This window comes from Methylotenera sp. (genome assembly GCF_029946165.1).
Classification (GTDB): domain Bacteria; phylum Pseudomonadota; class Gammaproteobacteria; order Burkholderiales; family Methylophilaceae; genus Methylotenera.
Genome location: NZ_JAQSDZ010000008.1, coordinates 74,022 through 95,474 on the forward strand (window position 1 = coordinate 74,022; position 21,453 = coordinate 95,474).

Here is a 21,453-nt window from a genome sequence, read left to right on the forward strand (position 1 = left end):
GCTTTACTGCTTTTCGTTTTGCAAATATAAAGTGAACTGAATACGCGCTTCCAACTGATCAGTCGTAATATCTTCTCGTCTTAAGCTAATGTCATTGAGTGCAATTGATGGCAAGGTATTCAGTACTTGATTGATAAACTGGCGAATCTGTATATAGCTACCTTTTAATGGCAATTTAATTTGATATTGAATAAGTGATGAAGCCGAAAGTGGCTGGTCATATTCCACCTTATCGATGACTAATCCAGTATTTGTCGCAACATTGAGAATGGCTGTAATCTTGCTATTCGCGTCTTTCTGCGCAGGCAGTAAGTCATAAAACTTTTGAACAATGTCAAATTGCGCATTATTACTACGGTTTACAATGTTTAGAGTTGGATTGGCCTTAAGTACAGTCATTTCCATTTGTAACTGCTGAAATTGATGTGTGTTAGGAATGGCTGCAATTAACAAATAAAGCAAACTACCCAAAATGAGCATCATCCCCATCCACCCTTGCCAGCCCAGTTGTCGACACTTGTACTTAACAAACTGAGCCATATAAGCAAGCTTATGATTAAGTTCGCGATTGGGTTTTAGTGTGAGATTTATATTTTCCATACTGCCTCGATCACGAATTGGATTGCCTTCTGACCATTAATTTCAGTCGATTCCTGCGACAGTAAAGCGACATCTTTTAACATTTTTAGCTGGGTTAATTCATCTACATAACGCATCATGCTGTTGGCATCCAATGCAACAGCAGTGATGCGTACAGTACGTTGTTGAGCGTTTAGTGCTGTAGTACCAGGTTCTAAAGCAAGTAACTTTACTTCCTCTCGATTGGCAGATTCCAACGTCTTAAATAATGCTGGCCACGGCATCACTATTTCTTTAATGGCTGCATTCACGGTAGCGATTTCATCGCGTTTTACAGCCTCTTCTTTATTGTTACTTTGTAGCAAAGCACGAGAACTCGCCAATAGTGAGCGCGAGGTGACCTTTGGTTGAGCGTGTTGCTGCATATCAATTTGCAATAACTCGGTTTTACTAGTTAATTGCTGAGAGTAAATAGACAATGCAACACTGAGCAAACTCCCTATTACCAACAGCGTCATGGCCGCTGCATTATTTCTAGATGTTTTCATCTCATGATTTAAGTGGATAGACTTCATGCCAGCACCCAGCTAGGCACACTGTTTAATGCCTGGTCATTTTGCATATCAAATTGATGAGAAGGTACTGGAATGACTTGATGATTCGCGAGTTTCAAAGACTTATTTCTTTGAGATTCTGGTCTATATAACAATACGGGGACATCTTCTTTTACATTGCAATTTACTATTTCACGCTGTATTAAAGCCGTGAGCTGTTCAGAAACATCAGTTTCTATCCCCACATTTTTAACTAATCGCCAACCGCTATCATCAAAGAGGGTTAAGCATACGCGTTCACTTTGTATCGCCACAAGCCAAAAAGTGACGGCCTTATTTTCACTCTGAATTAAGTGATTTTTTTTTATCTGACTGACTGTTTGATTAATTGCCAGCATTAATTGTGGATACACTGCCGCCAGTTTCATATCGGCTTCTGCAAATACTTCATGCAATACTTGCAACAGTCCACGATTGATTGCGCTTGCCATCGCAGACTGACCGAAATCAGGCTCACTCATGCGCAAATCCCAAGCTTTTGTAGCATCGCCATAAGCTAAGTTAAAGCAATGTTGCATATAGGCTTGGCGTTCATCCTCAACAGCCAATTCATTACTCCAAGGAATAACTGCATATCTGGCAAATTGATTAGAGACAATGACTGTCGGTACTGCGCCTTGCCACTTAGCACTCTTCAACATGGGTTTCAAATAATTGGCTAATATTTGCCAGTCATTGTCACCCATTTGTTTAGCGGCCAAATGCTTAGTGGCTAGATCCTGCGGTAACGCAATGACCTGCTTATGCATGATATGTTGTTTCAGGCCTTTTTTTAAAGGTCTGGTTAAGCGCAGAAACGTAATGCTTTGTGGGTGAATAAACACCCATAACTCATCTTTAAATAACGATTTAAACCATTGAAGTGACACGGTTGATCTCCTGTAAGGTTGTTTCACCACGTTTAACTAAATCTAGCGCTGCTTCGCGCATGCTGCGCGTGCCATTGGCTCTGGCTGCTTCCTTTACTTTACGAACTGGTTCACGTGTCACTATCAATTCGCGAATCTCGTCGTTAAAACACAATAATTCAGCAATGGCTTTGCGACCTTTATAGCCAGTGCCATGGCACTGACCACAGCCTTGACCTTTTTTAAAATTGAATTCCGTCGCTTGCGATTGCGTGAGTCCAGATTTAGTCATAAGCGCACTATCAGGCGTGTCAGGTACGGCACAATGATGACAATTGATGCGTACCAAGCGCTGTGCCAAAATACCGTTGATGGCAGACACGAAACTGTAGGGGTCGACTTGCATATTGGTAAATCGACCAATCACATCAAACACATTATTTGCATGGACGGTAGTCAATACCAAATGACCTGTCAGTGCTGATTGCACTGCAATTTGTGCCGTTTCAGCATCGCGAATTTCACCCACCATGATTTTGTCTGGGTCATGGCGCAAAATCGAGCGTAGTCCACGCGCAAAGGTCAGCCCTTTTTTCTCATTGACGGGAATTTGTAACACGCCTGGTAATTGATATTCCACAGGGTCTTCAATGGTGACGATTTTGTCTTCGCCATGGTTAATTTCTGAAATGATGCCGTATAAGGTGGTCGTCTTACCGCTACCCGTTGGTCCTGTTACCAGCAGCATGCCGTAAGGTTCTTCAGCCAATAAACGGAAGCGCGCCATAATGTCTGGCTCAAAACCGAGTGTTTCTAAACTCAAGCCTTTCGCTTCATCACTCAAGGCTTTGCGGTCTAAAATACGTAGAACGGCATCTTCACCAAATACGCTAGGCATAATCGAAACGCGCATATCGACCTCACGCACTTTGCCTTCAGCACCTGTCGCTAATACCTTAAAGCGGCCATCTTGCGGCACGCGTCTTTCAGCAATGTCTAATTCAGACATCACTTTAATACGCGAAATCGCCTGTTCGGCCTGTGCAACCCCTTGAATACCGCCCTCTAAACTCAACACGCCATCAATGCGGTATTTCACAGTCAGGCCATGGGCATCAGTTTCCATGTGTACATCACTGGCACCTGCTTTGAGTGCATCATGCAGGGTAGAGCGGACAAATTTAACCACAGGGCTGGTATCTTCACTAATCGAACGTAAAGAAATATCCTCAATACCATTTTGTTCGGCGTGCGTTTCTGTTACATCTGCCGTTAGGCTATCCATCGCGCGCATGCTGGTTTCGTGGTGTGCTAAAAATGCACTTAAATCTTTGTGATGTGCCAGCACCCATGTTGGCCGATTTTCCAGAACACGGTCTTCGATAATTAAATCAATTTTGCCTTGTAAATACACATCAAACGGATTTGCAAAAACCAAATACAAATCTCCATCAGCATTGCGCAATGCGACACAGCTATATTTGCTGGCATCCGTAAATGGCAGCATCTGAAAATCCGGTGCCATCGCGTAAAGCTGACTGATGTCAAATACTGGGTAATGCATGAGCTGGCCCATGGCTGTCACAAAGTCATCTGCACTCAATTTGGATTTTTCTTCCAGAACATCCAACAGTAACTGATTCGTTTGACTGGCAATCGCTTTCGCGTGGTAAATTTGCTCAACAGTAAGTTGAGTGTTTGCGTGTTTTTCTACTTCAAACATTGAATTTTCGAGCATGGTGCCCTTAGCATTAAAGTCTGTAGGTATCATTTTGCTAAGTAATGCACTCATTGAACGCTCCCTGCTAATTCAAAAATCGGCATGTACATCAATACCACCACCAAACCTACAATCAGGCCAATCACAATCATTAATAATGGCTCCAGTAACTTGGTGAACCATTCCACGGCACGACCAATTTCTTCATCATAAAATGCGCCAATACGCTCCATCATTTCACCCATTTGCCCTGAGCGCTCACCCACGCGTAACATACGGATTGAAATCGCAGTGGTCATGCCATGCTGCTCCATCGCAGATGACATCGGTTTACCTTCACGCACGTCATGTGTCACCTTTTCTAGGCTGCTACGTAATTCTGGCTTAAGTAAAGAAGACACCATGCCCATGGCCGTCACCAAAGGAATACCTCCACGCAACAACATGCCCAGCGTGCGATAAAAACGTGCCAACTGATAAATATGCAAGGTGTTACCTAATGCGGGGATCTGCCATATATTTCGCATCATGGCAGCACGAATGGCAGGGCGGCTTACGGTAAAAACCAGCAGCGCCACACCAGCCACAAATACCAATAACACCTCTTTACCATGCTCTTGCAATAGTCGACCCCAACTCAATAGTAGTTGAGACATCCACGGCAAATTTGCACCCGTGCTTTCATAAATCGTGCTGAATTTTGGAACCACATAACCCAATAAGAACACCACCACCAAGCCACCTACAATGATGAGTAATACTGGGTAAATCGAAGCGGATATAATCTTTTTGCGCACCGCATCAATCTGTGTTTGGTAGGTCACATGCCTTGCCAGCGCTTGCACCATATCCCCAGTGCGTTCACTGGCGCGAATCAATGCAACGTATAAGGGGCTGAATACCTGTGGCATCTGCTCTAAAGCCGTTGATAAAGGCAAGCCTTCAAACAATGCCACCATCACCTGCTTGAGAATTGCTTTTGACTCTGCCTGTTGCTCTTTCTCTGCCAAAGCGTCAATCGCCTCAACTAAACTTAAGCCAGACTCCAACAAAGCCAATAACTCCTGACTAAACAACATTAAATTGAATTTAGGTTTTGCTAATGGATGCGTGAATAAATGCTGAAATGACCACCCAGCACTTTTAACTGCAAGCACACTGAATCCCTGAGACTCAGCCAAAAGCCTCGCCTGTACCGCAGTACTGGCTTCTAAAGCGAGCATGCTAATCGCTTCACCCATAGCCACTTTTAATTCAAATTTCATATATGAAAACGCACTATTCCCAATTCACCACATCAGCGGCCTCATCAGTACCACCACTCACGCCATCGCGACCAAATGACCAAAGATCATATTCCCCATGCTCGCCTGGCATTTTGTATTGATACGGTTTACCCCATGGATCATCTGGCAATTTTTTCTGCAAATAAGGGCCGTGCCATTTAGGCTCGTTAGCAGGCGCTAAAATTAATGCGGCCAAGCCATTTTCTGAGCTTGGGTAATGCCCAGCATCTAATCGATATTGGTCTAATGCTTTCCCAAGTGCATCAATTTGCGCTTTAGCGGTTTTAACTTCAGACTTACCTATCTGTGCAAAATATTTAGGACCTACATAACTGACCAGTAAGCCAATAATCACCATCACTACTAAAAGCTCAAGCAGGGTAAAACCTTTTAGCGTAGAGCTAGATTTTAATATTTTTAACTTTGATTCAAATTTAAATGCCATGTCTTTTACTTTCTATCCAATACACTCATGATTAATTGACGAAGAAAAACTGGTTGAGATTTTGTAGCTGGGTTTCATTGAGCACGCCAGCAAAGTGCTGAATATTGACTACATCATTGATTAAAACGTAATAAGATTTGCTTAAATTAAGCTTATTTTCATACAATTTTTGTTGCGCATTCAGCACGTCAATATTGGTTCTAAAGCCAGCTTTAAAACTTTTAGAAGTGCCATCTAATGCAAGTTCACTAGATTTAACCGCTTGGCTGTAGGCTTGTATGGAGCGCATTTCGCTTTGCAACCGCTGAAAGTATTTCTGGATATTGGTACTCGCATCTCTTGTTTTTAAATTCAGATCTTCTTTAGCTGCTTCAACTTTATCTAAAGACTGCCTGACACTGGCTTGGACTCCTCCGCCAGCATAAAGCGGCATGCTAAATTGCAGCGCAATCGTGGTGCTATCAAACCGTGATCCAAGCGTATTGTTACTATCGTTTTCACTGTATGAACGCAAGCCGACTAAATCCAATGTTGGGTAGTGTCCAGCTTGTTTCTTTTCAACATTTTGTTGCGCTTCTTCAACGGTCAATTTAGCTGCCATGATTTCTGGATTATTATCGATAGCCTTTTGTAGCCATGGTTCTACGTGCTCAAAGTCAGCTTTGATTGAGGTTATTTTTTCAGGATTAAGTTTTGCTAAGCTCTCTACCGCATGCCCCGTCATATTGCTTAGGGTGATTCTAAAAGAGTCGGTAGCATTCTCAGCCTCGATAAGTTCTGCTTGTGCAATATCTAAACTGGCTTGCGCCTCACTGATTTCAGTGAGCGTGCCTTCATCATGCTTATAGCGCTGGGTTGCCTGATTGAGTTGCTGTTGAAGCGCATCTGTTTTGTTTTGCACCACAGTTGACTTCTCTTGTGCATATAAAAGCTCAAAATAAGCACTTGCGATTCTCGTAATCAGACTGGAGTTTTCTGCTTGCAACAAAGCTTCTTTGCTTTTAACAAAAGCTTGTGCGCCTTTATAATTGGCTAATATTTCTTTGTTAAATAGTGGTTGCTTGATAGTAAACGCTAGATTTTTTGTGTCATATCGCAGGTGCGCATCAACTGCACTAGAGAGTGTTTGCGTAGTACGATCTGTTTCGCCACGACCGATACTGCCGGTGATCTGCGCTTTAGGATAAAACAAGGCGACTGCTTTATTGACTTCTTCTCGGTCTGCCTGTGTATTGGCGACAGTAGTTTTATATTGCGCGTCATATTGCAAGGCCGCTTGATACAAACTTAATAAAGTTTCAGCCGCGTACAAGGATGTAGGCGCACCTAGCAGTGGAACCAACAAAATTGCACCTAACGTTTTCATGTTTAAATTCGTCATGATATTTGCACTATTCCTCTTTCATTGAGGCAGCAATGCGCTTGCTTAAAGGGTGTAATAAGTAAGTGAGTAGCGTACGTTCACCTGTTTTGATGACCACTTGTACAGGCATACCTGGCTGCAATAATCGGCCGTCAAGCACTTTCAGTCCTTTTGGCGTAATCGATATTTTGGCTAAGTAGTAGCTTGCATTTGTGTAGTTAGGATTAGAGGATGTCTCCACCACTAAATCTTTAGAAATGGTTTCCACTTTGCCTTCTACTAACAATTGCGGCGAATTGGCAAACGTAGAGAAACGCACATCAGCATCTTGCCCCGCATGCACTTTATCAATCAAATGCGGTGGGATTTTGGCGTCTAAAATAAGCGGCTCACCCATCGGGATAATGTCCATTATTTTTTGACCCGGCTGAATCACAGCACCTACTGTATGCACTTGTAGGCCGATAATTTGACCAGAAGCAGGGGCTAGAATTGAAACACGATTGAGTTCTTCTGCGAGGGCTTTAAATTTTTCTGCTTCTGATTGCACCGCAAGATTGACTTGCGCCATCTCTGTGTCAATTTCTTTTTTCTCAGTTTGCTGCCTAACCAGCATGCGCTGACTCAGTTCTAATATTGCACGCTGGCTACGAGAGATACTGGCTTGTGTATTCGCAATTTGCCCGATTGTTTGTGCTACTTTTTGCTCTAAATCATTTTGCTGATTCTTTGGTGCATAACCCTCCAGCACCAGAGCTTTGATGCCATTTAGCTGCTCATTTAATAATGACAATTGTGATTGGTAGCTAGTTAAAACACCTTCATCACCTGCTATTTGTGCTTTTTGACCGTGTATCGATTCTTGTATTGCCATGCTTTCTGCAATCAAAGCACTTTGCCTTGCTTGCAATAACTGTGATTGATTCACCATGTGCTTTTGCACATAAGGGTCTGTTTGATTTTTGATTAAATCTTCATGAAACTGAATCGTGTTAGCGCCAATTTTCTCAGCTAACAAACGGCTTTCTTGCGCTCTTAGCCCCATATAATGCTGCTTGATTTCCTCAAATCTCGCTTTAATCACAGCGTCATCTAAGGTAAGTAAAACATCTCCAGCTTTTACTTCCTGCCCTTCTTTTACCTTTAGTGTTTTAACTATGCCACCGCTTAAATGCTGAACAACTTTATGATTAGTTTCAATGTTAACTACACCCTCTGTTGGCACACCTTCATCAAGCGGTGCAAAACCAGCCCATACTGAAAAACCAATCAGTCCAAACAATAAAAATAACAAACCAACACGACTGGATGATTTATTGTTGGCGTACTTATCTAACTGGCTTACAGCGTCCAGCTTACTTACAGCACTGCTGTTCTGCGAGTCAGTAGTATTCAGCGATTTTTTATTTGAAATGAGTTCCATGATTTTCTAATGTATTTTTCTCTTAGGCTGCCTGTTGTTTTAGTTTTAGTAGAGCATCATTCAACTTGCTCAGTACAATTTCTGTTGGACCATGATGGTGTATTTCGCCACCTCTCATCACCAACAACTGATCAGTAACTTTGAGTATGTTGGCGCGATGCGAAATCACGATGATGGTTTTTCCTTTATTCTTAAGGGCTAACAAGGCTTTTAATAGGTGTTCATCGCCATGTTCATCCAAGTGTGCGTTTGGCTCATCTAGCACCAAAATTGCTGGCTCTTTGTAAATGGCGCGTGCTAAACCCACCAATTGGCTTTGTCCGCCAGATAGAGATAAACCAGACTCATCAATTTTGGTGTCGTACCCTAGTGGCAAACGCAAAATCATGTCGTGTATGCCAACAGTTTTAGCGGCTGCAATAATTTCTAATGAATCCAGGGTGCCGAAACGGGCAATGTTCTCTGCTATCGAGCCTTCAATGAGGTCGATGTCTTGCGGTAGATAGCCTAAGCTAGAGACAAGCTGCTGTTGGTTAATTTTCTCAATTGAAATACCATCAACTAAAAGCGCACCATGTTCAACGGGAATTACCCCAACAAGGCAGCGCGCTAGAGTAGTCTTGCCTGAACCAGAAGGCCCCATAATGGTCAAGATTTGGCCTGATGGTATATGGACACTCAAATCTTTAAGCACTTGCTTACTTCCAGCTTGCAAAGTGACATTCAAGTTTTGAAGGATAATCTCCCCCTTAATAGGGGCATAAGTCTCAACTTTGGCAACTTCAACCGAAGCGCTATTTGCCATTGCTAATAGGGCATTTAATCGACCGAATGCAGCTTTAGCTTGTATCGTTTGCTTCCAAGTGCTCACCACCACATCAAATGGTTGCAAGGCACGCGCGATTAATACGTTAGAGGCAATCATAGAACCAATCGATATTTGACCTTTTACCGCTAACAATGCCGCCGCAGCCAACATGAGCGATTGCATGGTGTAGCGTGTAAATTTATTAAGATGCTGGTTTCTACCTTGTATTTTTGTGGCTTTACTGTTTAACGTTTCTGCTATCGTTTGCAAACTTTGCCAGCGCTTGTAGAGTAGGGGCAGAATCCCCATCACATGCAAGGTTTCTAAATTGCGAATTTTGCTTTGTAGAAACTGTTGATTTTCCAAGTGAGCTTGCATGCTTGCTTTTAATGGCTTATCGGTGCTGGCTTGGTTCCACACCCCCAGCGCAAATTGAATCAAACAAAACACAACGGCCAACCAACCTAGAGATGGGCTGAGTATGAATAACACAGCCACGTAAATGAGTGTCCAAGGCATATCAAAAAACGCGAATAAGCCATTGCTGGTTAAAAATTGGCGAATAAAAGTTAAATCTTGCATCGCTTCGCTCGCGCTTTTCTGTTGACTAACACCTTTTTGATTAAATGCGCGCTCAAACGCCAAGCCAAACAATAGGCTATTTAATGATTGGTCTAATTTCACCCCAGCTTTTATCGTAATCATTGAGCGCAACCATTCAGCAAATGCAATCGCTAAAATAAAAATGCCGATGAGTAAAGTAACCATTAGTAGCGTCAGTTCATTTTTGCTCATCATCACGCGGTCATACAGTTGCAGCATATAAATAGTGGGCGCTAACATCAGTAAATTAGCAATCAAGCTCAGCAAAGCGATGCTTAAAAAGTCGGCCTTAAGCGGTGCTAAATATTGCATCAACGGCTGTTGCATAAGCTTGCTCATATCGCGGCCGCCTTAACTTGCTGGTTCTTATTTTGAGGAGCCTGATTTTGATAAACTTGGTTTTGTGAAGGTTGATTTTGAGAAGCATGGTTTTGCGAAGTTTGTAGCGTAGCCATCACTTCTGCTGGTTTGCCATAACGAAACATTTGGCCGTTCATCATAATCATCAAATAGTCCGCAATATTGACGATATTATGTAAGTGGCTAATGAGAATAAATGTGCAACCCTGCGCTTTCAAACTAGCAATCGTGCTTTGTAAGGCTTTGTCACCCACTTCATCTAAATTGGCATTGGGCTCATCCAGTATGATGATTTTTGGGTTGCCATAAATCGCGCGCGCCAAACCGATTAATTGCCTGCGGCCGCCTGATAAAAACTCGCCATCTTGCCCAATTTGGGTATTCACGCCATCGGGCAAATCGGCGATTAAGTCGTTTAACCCCAGCAATTCAATCACAGTGTTGAGTTTTTCAGTATCCACCTCGTTAAATCTGGCAATGTTTTCGGCTAAGGTGCCATTCATTAACTCAATGGATTGTGGTAAATAACCAATATGTTCGCCAAGCTCATTTTTGTTCCAGGCAAATGCATCCACACCGTTAAATCGTACTTTGCCATTGGTTGGCTGATGCAAACCGACCAAAAGTTTACTGAGTGTAGTTTTACCAGAGGCAGAAGGCCCAGCGATGACCAGCACTTCACCTGGGTTAAGTTTGAACTGGATATTTTTTAAAAATACCTCACGCTTTCCAGCATCGCTAGGCAATGCGTAGCTTAGTGCTTCAACACTCACATCACCTGTGGGTGCAGGCAAAGCCATGCCACTTTTATTTTCTGAGTAATTGGCAAGCAAACTCGCTAAGCGACCATACGCGTCTTGCGCATCTGCCAACACTCGCCACTGTGAGACTAATTGCATAAAGGGTGAAAATACTCTGGCCGCCAAAATTGACGCGATAATCATCATGGCGCCACCTTGTGGCATCAGATTACTAATCACTAAATAACAAGCCAGCCCAAGCACTAAAGAAGATTGCATGGTTTGTAAAAACTTAGAACTAGCCGCACTTTTACTCGCCACTTCTGAAGCCTGCGCTTGGTGATACAAAAAAGCTTGTTGTTTACCCAACCAGCGTTGTTGAATAGGCAATAACATGCCCATTGATTTAACCACTTCAGATTTTCTGCTGACTGTTGAAAAGTAACTTTGCGCTTCAACAGCAAATTGATTGGCTTGTTTCATTTGTGAATGAATGCGCGATTGATTCAACAAAATAATGACAATTTGAACCACCAATGCAATCAAGGTAAAAAATCCTAGCACTGGATGAATAAAAAAGAGGGTAGTGATAAAAATGAATGAAAATGGAATATCCATCAGGCCAATTAGAGCTGGTGAACTCAAGCTCTCTTTTAGCGTTTTAAAGTCTGTAAATACTTGCTGAATAGGAAAGTTAAAGGCTTTAAGTTTGGCTAAAAATGCAGCGTTAAATACTGTTTGACTCAAGTATTGTTCAATACTGAGTGCGGCATGCTCAATTTGTTGTTTGCGCACCCATTCAAGGCACTCCATCACCAAATAGATAAACACCACTAACAACGTCAGCATGATGAGCGTTGTGGTGTTTCTGCTGTTAATCACGCGGTCATACACTTCAAGCATGTACCATGAGGGCGCAAGCAACATTAAATTGGTAAACAAGCCAAAAAACATGGCGTTACGGTAGTAAGGCGCGAGCGAGAACAGTGATTTTTTTAGCGAAATTTGTGGCGTTGTATTCAAAGTTTTTTTACTTTAATAATTTAGTAGGTTTAAGGTTTAAACAAAAAAAGCGAGTGAATATAAAATCCACTCGCTTTATGCTTACTAAACCACTACAACATCACTTGCTGTAAAGGTGTTCACACCTAATAGTTGTGCAATACTCACTGCTGCACCAGCACCACTGCCATCGGCGTCGTAACTTAACATTTTGCTTGTTGTGTTAAACAACAAATAGTCATTGGCATCAGCTGCTGTGCCAGTTGCATTAACACGCAACATGCTCGTGTTAAAGCCTGCAAGTTGACTATATTGGTCTAAATGCAACTCAACTTTGTCTGTACCATGTAAAAAATCAGTAATGGTATCAACACCAGTCAAATTAAATGCAGTATCAACATAAGTTTGCACTTCTGTAGCTGCGCCAGTAATCACTTGCTCATGTACTTGGCCAAACACAAAAGTATCTTTACCCGTACCACCTGTTAAAGTATCGTTACCGCCATTGCCCACAAACACATCTGCTTTAGTGGTACCGATAAAGGTGTTGGTATTAGCATTGCCTTCAAAGCGCAAGCCATTGGTGGTCACACCAGAAGCATCAACTACCACATTGTTAATGCTGCCGCCGTTGTTGCCTAGTGTGTTGGATAAATCTGCCACAGAGCTGTTAGCGCGGTGGTAGTAATGGTCGTTAAGTAATTGTAAAGCAGCGTTTTCTACATTTAAACGGCCTGCTGTGCCACCCACTTGCACAACTTCCATGCTTTGAAAGTTAGCATTATTAAGCACAATAGTGTTGTTACCAGCCACCGCGCCAATGCCTGTAGTAATGCGCAAAGTATCTACACCTAAACCACCCACGATTAAATCATGATTAGCACCAGTTGCAATCCATTCTGCATTGCCATCATCCGCTTTACTGGTAGTGCCCTGTACGCCACTGCCAAAACCGCCAATGGTGAAAATGTCATCGCCAGCTTCACCGTAGAGCTTATCTGCACCACCATGACCAACGATTAAGTCATTACCATCGTTTGCGTAATAGGTATCATCACCCAAACGCATAGTGGCGTTATCTACCCCTGCGCTACCATACACGGTTTCGCTGGCCCCAGCAGACTCATTAGCACCGTCAATACGCACATAACTACCTGCCAAACCCTCAGATGCATCGTAAATCATGTCCACATTGTGGAAAAGATTGGCAACGGTAAAGTCATCAAACTGCAACTCAGATGCTGAGTAAGTCACTGTTGTTGCACCCACAATAGTATCTGCTGGAACAAACTCTGTATCAGCATACTCCAGCTCTAATGTGACTGATTCTGCTGGGCCTCCTGCAACACCGTAAATATGAGTGCCTGGGTTTAAAAAGCCAAGATCAAGCGATTCACCATTATTTAAAAGCTGTTCAGCTGAAAGGGTAATGTTTACGCCACTTGCTAACTCAATACGCTCAATACCGCTAAATGCAAGTGACTCTGAAAAATCACCCGATTTTGTAAATTCCAGCGTATCAACCGCGTTGTAACCAGCAATTGAGCTAGCAAATGTGCTAATTGCGGTAGTAGAACCGGGATGATAGGCGATGTCAATACGCACATCGGTCTCTGTTTGTTCGGCAACTTCAATGTCATCAAGCTCAATCCGCAAACCTGTAGTGGTATCAAGTACAGTAAGCTCACCTGTTCCTTCATCTTCTTCAACTTCCACGTACCGTGCTTCTTCTCCCTCATTGTCCAGATCAGATATACCAGCTTCAATAATCACACCTGTTACTTCGGAACTAATAATGAAAGTATCGTTATCTTCTCCGCCTAGCAATAGGTCATCGGAAGTAACCAAAAACACATTACCATCAACCGTTTCATCTCCCGCACTGGCGCCATCACCCTGCACATAATCAGCCCCACCGCCTCCAGTCAGTATATCGTCACCATCACCACCGTAAATCTCATCATTATCAGCACCTCCATCAAGAATATCATTGCCATCTCCACCAAAAATAGAATCAATTCCTGAATCACCAAACGCAATATTAGTACCGTTACCTACGTCGATGGTATCACCACCAGCACCGCCAAAAATAATATCGTTGCCCTCACCACCCAGTAAAATATCATCACCAGCACCCCCAGCAATAACATCATTACCATTGCCACCATCAATGAAATTACCCAAATCATTACCAATAATTAAATCAGAAGCGTCAGTACCTGTATATTCCGTCTCGGTTGAATTAAATTTTTTATAAGCCATGTTCATACTCCTGTAAATTTTGTTTTATAAAAAGCAAGGTAGCATTGCCACCTTGCTAATTTAGCCAAATTACTTAAGGCATGTTATTGAATTAAGGTACCGTTGCACCCGGAGGTGCATACCCATCAATAGCAATTTCTTTGAAAGATGCTAATTCCTGAGCAGTTTGACGCAAGCGAATTGCGCCTGTTTTCACCCAAGTTGATGGCGCTGAAGAATTGCAAGGTGCCTCAATATAAGTCATTGCTGAAACTGCATTAGTGCCACCGTCATCATCTTTATAAACAGAGTCAACGGTAAACTCTACCCAGTTACTATTAACCTGTGCATCTTGTTGTCCTGCGCCAGCTGCTGGAGTCACAGTGTTTGCTGCAAGCGCTGTGTTAACTCCGTTGATATTAAGCGTAGTAGAGCCAGCAATCGTAGGTAAATCTAGATAGCCACTACCATTATTTTGTTGTTCTGCTAAAGTGCCTCCGCCATAGATATAATTACGGTGCTGAACAGAAGTAAATGTTCTGCCAACGCGGAAAGCAGGCGATGCATTACTACCTGAAGGGAGAAAGTACCCAACATTAACAGCGCCAGAACCACTATGACCACCACGTGCGATACCATTGACTTCAAAGTAAGGACCTGTCGTGCCGCCAGCACCGCCAGTAGTATGATTAGTATTAGTCAGATTAGAAACCTGCGTGCCAAAAATACACATCGTCTTAGCGGAATTACGCCAAACTCTGTCAACCACTGTGCCAATACTTGTCCCACCTCCAGTAATATAAGGTAATGGACGATTAGTTGATGCTGCCAATGTATATCCAGCCACAGGTGCTGTTGATGAGTTGGCCAAACCAGTAATTTCACATGAACCTCCAGAACCGGCGGCATAAGGAGTAGAACCGAAAGTCATTCTTGCTAACAGGTCTGTTGTAGCTGGTCCAGCGAGCGGTGGGATTGTCCGGCCACTGTTATATGCATTAATATAAGCTGAACCAGTTGGGGCAGCGACTAATGAGCACAACGTACCAGCGGCATAAGTTTGCGCTGACGCAACACTTAGTGCACTTAATACTACTAATTTTAAAGTTAAATTTTTCATTTACTTCTCCATAGAGTTACAATTAGCAGGCATTTATGGCTGCCTGCGGTACCAATTCACCGCCATCACTTTTTAGGCCCTTATAAGTTCTAAGCATGATGTTGGTTGAATGCTTTAAGGTGGCTATAAATGCACCCTCGCATTTGCTTTATTTTTTATCTGGTGCAAATTCATAACGAATCGAAACCCACGCGGCCCTTGGTGTAGCTGGGGCAATAAAGTTTGTACTTAGCCAATCATTGGAGTTGTGGTTATAGCCATCTGGGCCGACAGCACCATTTATACTGGGTGAGAAGGGGCTTCGGCCTAACCGTCCGGCACTAAAGTACTCTTTATCAAAAATATTGCTAACCAATAGCGTAGCTGACCATTCAGCCGCTAGCTTATAACTGGTTTGGAAGTTAAATGTTGCATAGCCTTGGACTTTGCCAGGATTAGTGGTTGGCTGAACCAAGGCATTACCTATTGCACCTAGTCCCCTGTCCTGAATGACGCCTACTTTATGTTCGTTATTTTCATTGCCGCGCACAAAACTTTCTGAATGCAATATCCCGCTAAAGCCAATGTTCCATTTGTCAGTGATTTCATAGCCAATGCTGGCATTCAGGTTGTGTAGTGGCACCCCTGGCATACGATTACCTTTTTTGACTTGAATCACACCATCACCAAAGCCATTAACAAATTTACTGCTGCTATTATCTTCGCTAAACATTAAAAAATTGTCTTGAAAGGTGGCATCGGTAAGGCCATAGTTAAGACTAAAGCTCAATTTACCTTGCCTGCCAGAAAGACCTGCTTCTAGCCCTCGCCTACGAGTTTTACCAATACTGTCAAAAAATCCTGCGCCGTTACCCACTGCCACAAAATAAATATCATCTTTTAAATCAGTCTGGTAAGCACCCAGATTCCATTGCAAATTTTCGCCCAAGAAACCGCGCATGCCCACATCGTAGGTCGTAGCTTTTATTTGTGGCAAGAATGGATCGCCCGAAAGCGTGGTTGGAAGCGTACATTGTCGATTTTCTATAATGCTTTTTGGGAGTGTAGCTCCCCCACCTCCGGCTATAGCAACTGGCGTCTTATCAAAGGCACAACCAAGTTCAATCACGCTAGGCGTGCGAGTGCCTTTTGCCCAATTAGCAAATATATTGAGGTTTTCTTTGGCTTGCCAAGTGGCGCCAAAAGAAGGATTAAATGAGTAATAACTAAATTTTTCTGTTTCGGCTTTATCCAGTGCATTAAAGATGCGTGCTGGTCTATAGTTGGTTGGTGGCGGATTTGTTGTACAGTCTCCATCACACACATTGTAGTCATCTGGCACTGCAGTCAAATCACCAATGCCATAAGCGCCAAAACCATAACGTGCCGCTATTTTATTTTTAGTTTGTGTTTCGTTATAGCGGCCTGAAGCACTGAAGTTCCAAGCTTTTGTTGGCGTCCAAGTTTCACTAAAATAAACACTTTTAGTGGTATTTGTGCCTTCAAAATTGTTATTACTAATCGGCTGAAACGCGCCGATAAACTGTGGTAAGGCTTGCGCTGGGTCTAAATACGCTGCACGGTCTGTCGTTAAAAACCCCAGTTGACTGGTATTACTGTAATCCGCACTGGCCGCATCAATAGAAGCACCAATCATAAATTTGTGCTGCTCAAAATTCCAGTTAAACTGCACAGATGCACCATCTACAACTTGATCTATTTGATTATTATTGATAATGGCAGTAGGCGTACCTTCCACCACGCCTGGAGCAACCCCAGCACCAAAAGCGCCATCTACATGGGCTGTGTTGCCACTGCTGTCTAGATAAGTGTAGGCAGGGCCACCCAACCCCCCGTTGCCTCCAGCATTTGTACTTTGTGTTGCGATACAATTATCAGCGTTTACAGGCGCTAATGGTATGACTAAATTCTTAATTACATCACCATTGCTAGCGGTTGAATAAAAAAATAAATCAGAAAATGGATCAGTTACATTTGAGCCTGGCGCGATTCCACTGAAAATAGCTTGATTTGATGCTCCACCTGCGTTGTATGTTGTTGTTGGCAACCCAAAAGGGTCAACAAAAGGGTCTGGCAGCGGTGGGCTTGGTACATCTCTGTTATATACCATTGACTCTGCAGGGTTTCGCCAAAAATTAAACGTTTGTTTTAGCGCCGCCACATAGTTTGCATCATTTATTGGATTATTGATTAGATAATCGTAGGTAGGACTGATAAAGCCGTTAGCCAAGTAATCATTTAAAATAACATCACTTGCTAAACCGAATGAAAATATGTCTTCTCCTGCTGTTTGGTTAACTGGAATTAAATAATAATCGGGTATGCCATAGGCATTAGTGCTGGCAAGCAAGCAAGTATATTGTTCCCCTTCAATACCATTTGCAGGGTCTCCAGGATCTGGTTTACGGCGTGCTAGCAACCCATCGCGATAATCCGTAAACACATCTGCCCCCTTCTGATGGCGCTTACTGTTTCTACGATACACCTGCCCTGTTATTGTGAAGTTGTCATTCACAAAATAACTACTGCTGAGCTGAAATTGAGCCAAGCGATTCTTGGTGGTATCTGGAGAAGTGAATACACTACTTTGGTCTTGTGCATACATCTCACTTGGCAATAAGCCATTACCCACCAAATCAGTTTGCACAAGCAAGGTGCTCAAGCTGAGGTCTAACTTCTCACCGCGGTAACTGGCCTTACCAAAGGCTTGATTAACCTTACTTGGCGAATTATCCCGCCAGCCATCTTCTAAAAAGAAGTTACCTGCACCGAACAAGGCAAAGTCGCCGTTGTTAATGCCGCCCTCAACTTGCAGTTGTTTACGCCCAAATGAGCCTGTTAATACTTCAGCGTCTACACCTTCGTTAGTAAAACCATCTTTGGTTTTTAGGGTAAAAGCACCGCCTAAAGTATTGAGGCCAAATATCGGGTTAGATCCTGGGAATACATCCACCCCTGCAATAGCGTTCATGGGGATCATGTCCCAGTTCACTACATCGCCAAATGGCTCATTAACACGTATGCCATCTAAGAACACAGATAAACCTTGCGGGGTGCCAATCTGTGGGCCTGCGGTAAAGCCACGGTAGGTCACATCCATTTGAAACGGGTTGCCTTGGTAGTCATTCACGTTCACCGATTGCAGTTTTTTGTTCATGAGGTCAGTCAAGCTCAGTGAGTGGCTTTCTTTAATCTCTTTAGCGGTAATGCTTTGTACATTGCCGGGGATTTGGTCTTTGGTTAAACCTAAGCCTGGCAATGGGCCTATCTCGTGAAAGCGTTTGGCGCGTACAGTGACAGCTTGAGTTTTAATGTCTATAGGTAGTTTGTTTTTACCTTCGTCTTTAGCTAAGCGACTTGACCCTGCGGGGTTAGCATCCGTCACTTCAGCGGTGCGAATAATGTCTTTGGAGACATTTAATGGTGTGTTGCCATAAGGTTCACTCGCATCGGCGATTTGTATGTTTTGAGCTGGTTTTGCCTGATGTTGCGCTGAACGCATCTGCTCTTGAGCCGCAATGGCTTGGTCAAATGCTGCATCGGCAGCGAGTTGAGCTTGTAATGGCTCGTTCTTACACATTGCTTTTGCGTGGCTACTGGTGGACGTTTGCTCACATTGCTTTTGCTGTGCTTGCTTGGTGTGTACTTGCGCTTCTGTCAGTGCTTCTGCGTAAGCTTGTTGGGCAAACAGTGTGAATATCATCACCGACACTGGTTTTAGTTTAAATTGAACAGAATGGTTAGTGGATTGATGATGTGATTTCATTACAACTTAATCTCCATGATGCAGACAACAAGTGAATTTATGTGAACTGGAGAATATAAGGCTTATTAAAATTTAGCGTAAGAGTGAGAATCCCGAGTTGATATGGGAGAAACTCACAATTTTGATTGGGTGAGTGAAATAGAGGAAATTCTGTAGAAATGCGAATGCAGATTAAGGCTGTTTAAGCTTTTACAGTGCTATCTAGAGTTGCGATTGACCGTATTTTGATAACGATAAAACTAACACGGCTAAACATGATGCCTGATAAAAAAAGACCGGAAAATCTCGCTTGATTAGAGAGAAGTTCCGGAAAGGGGAGATATGCAACACAACAAAATTAACTTGGTTTTTTAGAAAATTGAATTGCTTATGCTTAGCAAGCCAATCTTCACGAAGCAAATATCGAGTCAATTACTGTGTGCTGCTAATATATCGCTTAATAAAAGTTAGCGTAAGAGCGAGATTCCCGCATTTATATAGGAGAAACTCACAAATCTTGATTAATGTGATTCTTGCTAATTAAAAATTCGTTTAATCGATGATCATGCCATGCTGAATGGCCAGGCGAACCAACTCTACGGCATTTGAAATACCCAGTTTCTGCTTGAGTATAGTCTGATAGTTGGCCGCTGTTTTTTGACTGATATTGAGCGTGCTTGCAATACCCTCAACACTCACGCCCTCAGCTAACAATGTAAATACTTCAAACTCACGTGTAGATAGTTTTTGTATTGGGTCTTGTTCACCAGAGATGGTTTGCAATACCATTTTTTGTGCAATATTGGGGCTGATATAGGTTTTGCCAGCAGCAGCTTCACGCACAGCCAACAAAAGATCATCGGCCAAGCCAGATTTAGCTACATAGCCGCGCGCGCCAGCTGAAAGTGCTTGCGTGGCAAAGGTCGTGTTTTCATGCATGGTGAAAATAACTATTTTTGCATTGGGTGCTATCGCTAAGATTCGTCGTAGCGCCTCAAACCCACCAATACCAGGCATGGATAAGTCCATCACCAAAACATCGGCTAAAAAATCATTGTAAATCAGGCATGCTTGTTCGCCACTATCGGCTTCTGCCACAATCTCAATATCACCACCGAGCTCTAGCAAACGACGTAGCCCTGAGCGCACCACGTTATGATCATCTACGAGTAGGACGCGAATTTTTGTGGTCATGACAATGCCTTGAAATTAATGGGTAAACTGACTTCTACTAGTACACCTGCCTCTAGCTCTGAATGTAGATGAAATAGCCCGCCAAGACCGTCTACACGCTCGCGCATGCCAGCCAAGCCAAATCCCTGCGAGGTAAGGTGTTGATCAAACCCTTGACCATTATCTTTTACTGTTAGCCTTAATGTTTCATCTTGTCGTTCTACTTTAATTGTCACGAAACGGGCATTGGCGTGCTTGCTAATATTGGTTAAACACTCTTGAATAATCCGATAGGCTGTAATGGCAATAGTTTCATTAATGTTATCCAACGCACTAGAAATACTGATGCTAATATTGATGCCACGATTACGCTGTCTCCAAGTATCAATAAGTTCATGCAGCGAAGTTTGCAAACCCAGTTCTTCAAGCATGGCGGGCCTTAAGCGCTGCAACATGTCTCGTACCATGTTCATCATTTGCCTTGCAGCGGCACTAATTGCCATTGCACTTGCGTGCGCCGCGATGATGTTATTTGCTTTTAAAATGGCAGCAGCATCAATATTGATTGCCGTTAAGTGTTGGCCAATTTCATCATGTAAATCATGGGCAATGTTTTTACGTTCGTCCTCTTGCAACCGAATAAGCTGCTGAGTAAGCCGATGGTTACTCATCATGCTACTTTCAAGTGTTTGCGCCATAGCATTAAATTTACTACTAATGCTGGATAATTCTGGCAATGAAAACAATGGCAAACGTGCATCCAGCTGACCATGTTCTATTTGTGTAAGGGCACCTAGAATCTTATGTAAAGGTCGCAATGCTCTATACACGGCCCAGTACACCACGCCATTCACCACTATAAAAAATAATAGGCCAAGACTTAATAAGCCAAGCGTATCATGCCATATTTCGGCAATTTCATAAGAAGGATCTGGCGTAATGACCAGCTCGCCAAGTACACGATTATTGACGACAATAGGGCGGTGCGTTGCTTTCAAAGAAGACGAAACTTTACCCATCAGTTTTTCGAACCAGCTTGGTGGAAAATTATCTCCACGGCCTATTGGGGGACGGTTGCTATCTCTCAGTCTACCCAAGGCATCAAAGAACTCAATGCGCAGATGGCGCACATTATCTAAACTTTGCAGGCGAAAAATAGTGACTTTATTTTTCTCGTTAGCATTGGCCCATGTGTAATCCGAGGTGTAGTGTAAAACTTCAGCATCCAATAAATGCAAAGCCAAGACCGTGGTGGAATCGACTTCCGCACGTATGTCTTCTCGCGCATTGTCTATTATCATGCCTGCACCAAGCACCATGACTAAAGCCAGGATTAAGGTAATGATTAAGTTAATCCTGATTTTTAAATTCATTCATTCGAAC

At 42.9% G+C, this 21,453-nt stretch carries 15 protein-coding genes; all 15 read right to left on the reverse strand.

From position 1 onward, the window contains the following. Window positions 1–3: 3 nt before the first annotated feature. Window positions 4–600 (reverse strand): type 4a pilus biogenesis protein PilO, encoded by a 597-nt coding sequence (gene pilO, locus PSV17_RS05820; RefSeq protein ID WP_300480569.1) that lies wholly within the window; start codon window positions 598–600, stop codon window positions 4–6. Further along, a complete protein-coding gene (locus PSV17_RS05825; protein WP_300480570.1) occupies window positions 588–1,154 on the reverse strand; it encodes a PilN domain-containing protein in 567 nt (188 codons plus the stop codon). Before PSV17_RS05825 ends, pilO begins: the two co-directional genes overlap by 13 nt. Then, window positions 1,151–2,062 carry a hypothetical protein gene (locus tag PSV17_RS05830; RefSeq protein ID WP_300480572.1) on the reverse strand — a complete coding sequence of 304 codons (912 nt, stop codon included), beginning with the start codon at window positions 2,060–2,062 and terminating at the stop codon, window positions 1,151–1,153. The genes PSV17_RS05825 and PSV17_RS05830 overlap by 4 nt, the downstream gene beginning before the upstream one ends. Beyond that, a complete protein-coding gene (locus PSV17_RS05835) occupies window positions 2,043–3,764 on the reverse strand; it encodes a GspE/PulE family protein (RefSeq protein WP_300480796.1) in 1,722 nt (573 codons plus the stop codon). Before PSV17_RS05835 ends, PSV17_RS05830 begins: the two co-directional genes overlap by 20 nt. 65 nt (window positions 3,765–3,829) lie before the next feature. Next, window positions 3,830–5,026 (reverse strand): type II secretion system F family protein, encoded by a 1,197-nt coding sequence (locus tag PSV17_RS05840; RefSeq protein WP_300480575.1) that lies wholly within the window; start codon window positions 5,024–5,026, stop codon window positions 3,830–3,832. Window positions 5,027–5,039: 13 nt separating this feature from the next. Beyond that, on the reverse strand, window positions 5,040–5,492 hold the full coding sequence (gene gspG, locus PSV17_RS05845) for a type II secretion system major pseudopilin GspG (RefSeq protein WP_300480578.1): 453 nt from the start codon (window positions 5,490–5,492) through the stop codon (window positions 5,040–5,042). A 31-nt stretch (window positions 5,493–5,523) separates the two neighbouring features. Then, on the reverse strand, window positions 5,524–6,873 hold the full coding sequence (locus tag PSV17_RS05850; protein ID WP_300480580.1) for a TolC family outer membrane protein: 1,350 nt from the start codon (window positions 6,871–6,873) through the stop codon (window positions 5,524–5,526). 10 nt (window positions 6,874–6,883) lie between these two features. Continuing rightward, on the reverse strand, window positions 6,884–8,278 hold the full coding sequence (locus PSV17_RS05855) for an HlyD family type I secretion periplasmic adaptor subunit (protein WP_300480583.1): 1,395 nt from the start codon (window positions 8,276–8,278) through the stop codon (window positions 6,884–6,886). A gap of 22 nt (window positions 8,279–8,300) precedes the next feature. After that, window positions 8,301–10,028 carry a type I secretion system permease/ATPase gene (locus PSV17_RS05860; protein ID WP_300480585.1) on the reverse strand — a complete coding sequence of 576 codons (1,728 nt, stop codon included), beginning with the start codon at window positions 10,026–10,028 and terminating at the stop codon, window positions 8,301–8,303. Beyond that, window positions 10,025–11,812, reverse strand: coding sequence for a type I secretion system permease/ATPase (locus PSV17_RS05865; protein WP_300480588.1), 1,788 nt, complete (start codon window positions 11,810–11,812; stop codon window positions 10,025–10,027). Before PSV17_RS05865 ends, PSV17_RS05860 begins: the two co-directional genes overlap by 4 nt. A gap of 84 nt (window positions 11,813–11,896) precedes the next feature. Next, the gene (locus PSV17_RS05870) at window positions 11,897–14,053 is read right to left on the reverse strand and encodes a calcium-binding protein (protein WP_300480590.1); all 2,157 of its coding nucleotides are present in this window, start codon (window positions 14,051–14,053) and stop codon (window positions 11,897–11,899) included. Window positions 14,054–14,144: 91 nt separating this feature from the next. Next, window positions 14,145–15,152 (reverse strand): hypothetical protein, encoded by a 1,008-nt coding sequence (locus tag PSV17_RS05875; protein WP_300480593.1) that lies wholly within the window; start codon window positions 15,150–15,152, stop codon window positions 14,145–14,147. Window positions 15,153–15,300: 148 nt separating this feature from the next. Beyond that, window positions 15,301–18,918 (reverse strand): TonB-dependent receptor, encoded by a 3,618-nt coding sequence (locus tag PSV17_RS05880; protein WP_300480596.1) that lies wholly within the window; start codon window positions 18,916–18,918, stop codon window positions 15,301–15,303. Window positions 18,919–19,449: 531 nt separating this feature from the next. Then, the gene (locus tag PSV17_RS05885) at window positions 19,450–20,091 is read right to left on the reverse strand and encodes a response regulator transcription factor (protein ID WP_300480600.1); all 642 of its coding nucleotides are present in this window, start codon (window positions 20,089–20,091) and stop codon (window positions 19,450–19,452) included. Further along, a complete protein-coding gene (locus PSV17_RS05890; RefSeq protein WP_300480602.1) occupies window positions 20,088–21,443 on the reverse strand; it encodes a histidine kinase in 1,356 nt (451 codons plus the stop codon). The genes PSV17_RS05885 and PSV17_RS05890 overlap by 4 nt, the downstream gene beginning before the upstream one ends. Window positions 21,444–21,453 lie beyond the last annotated feature (10 nt).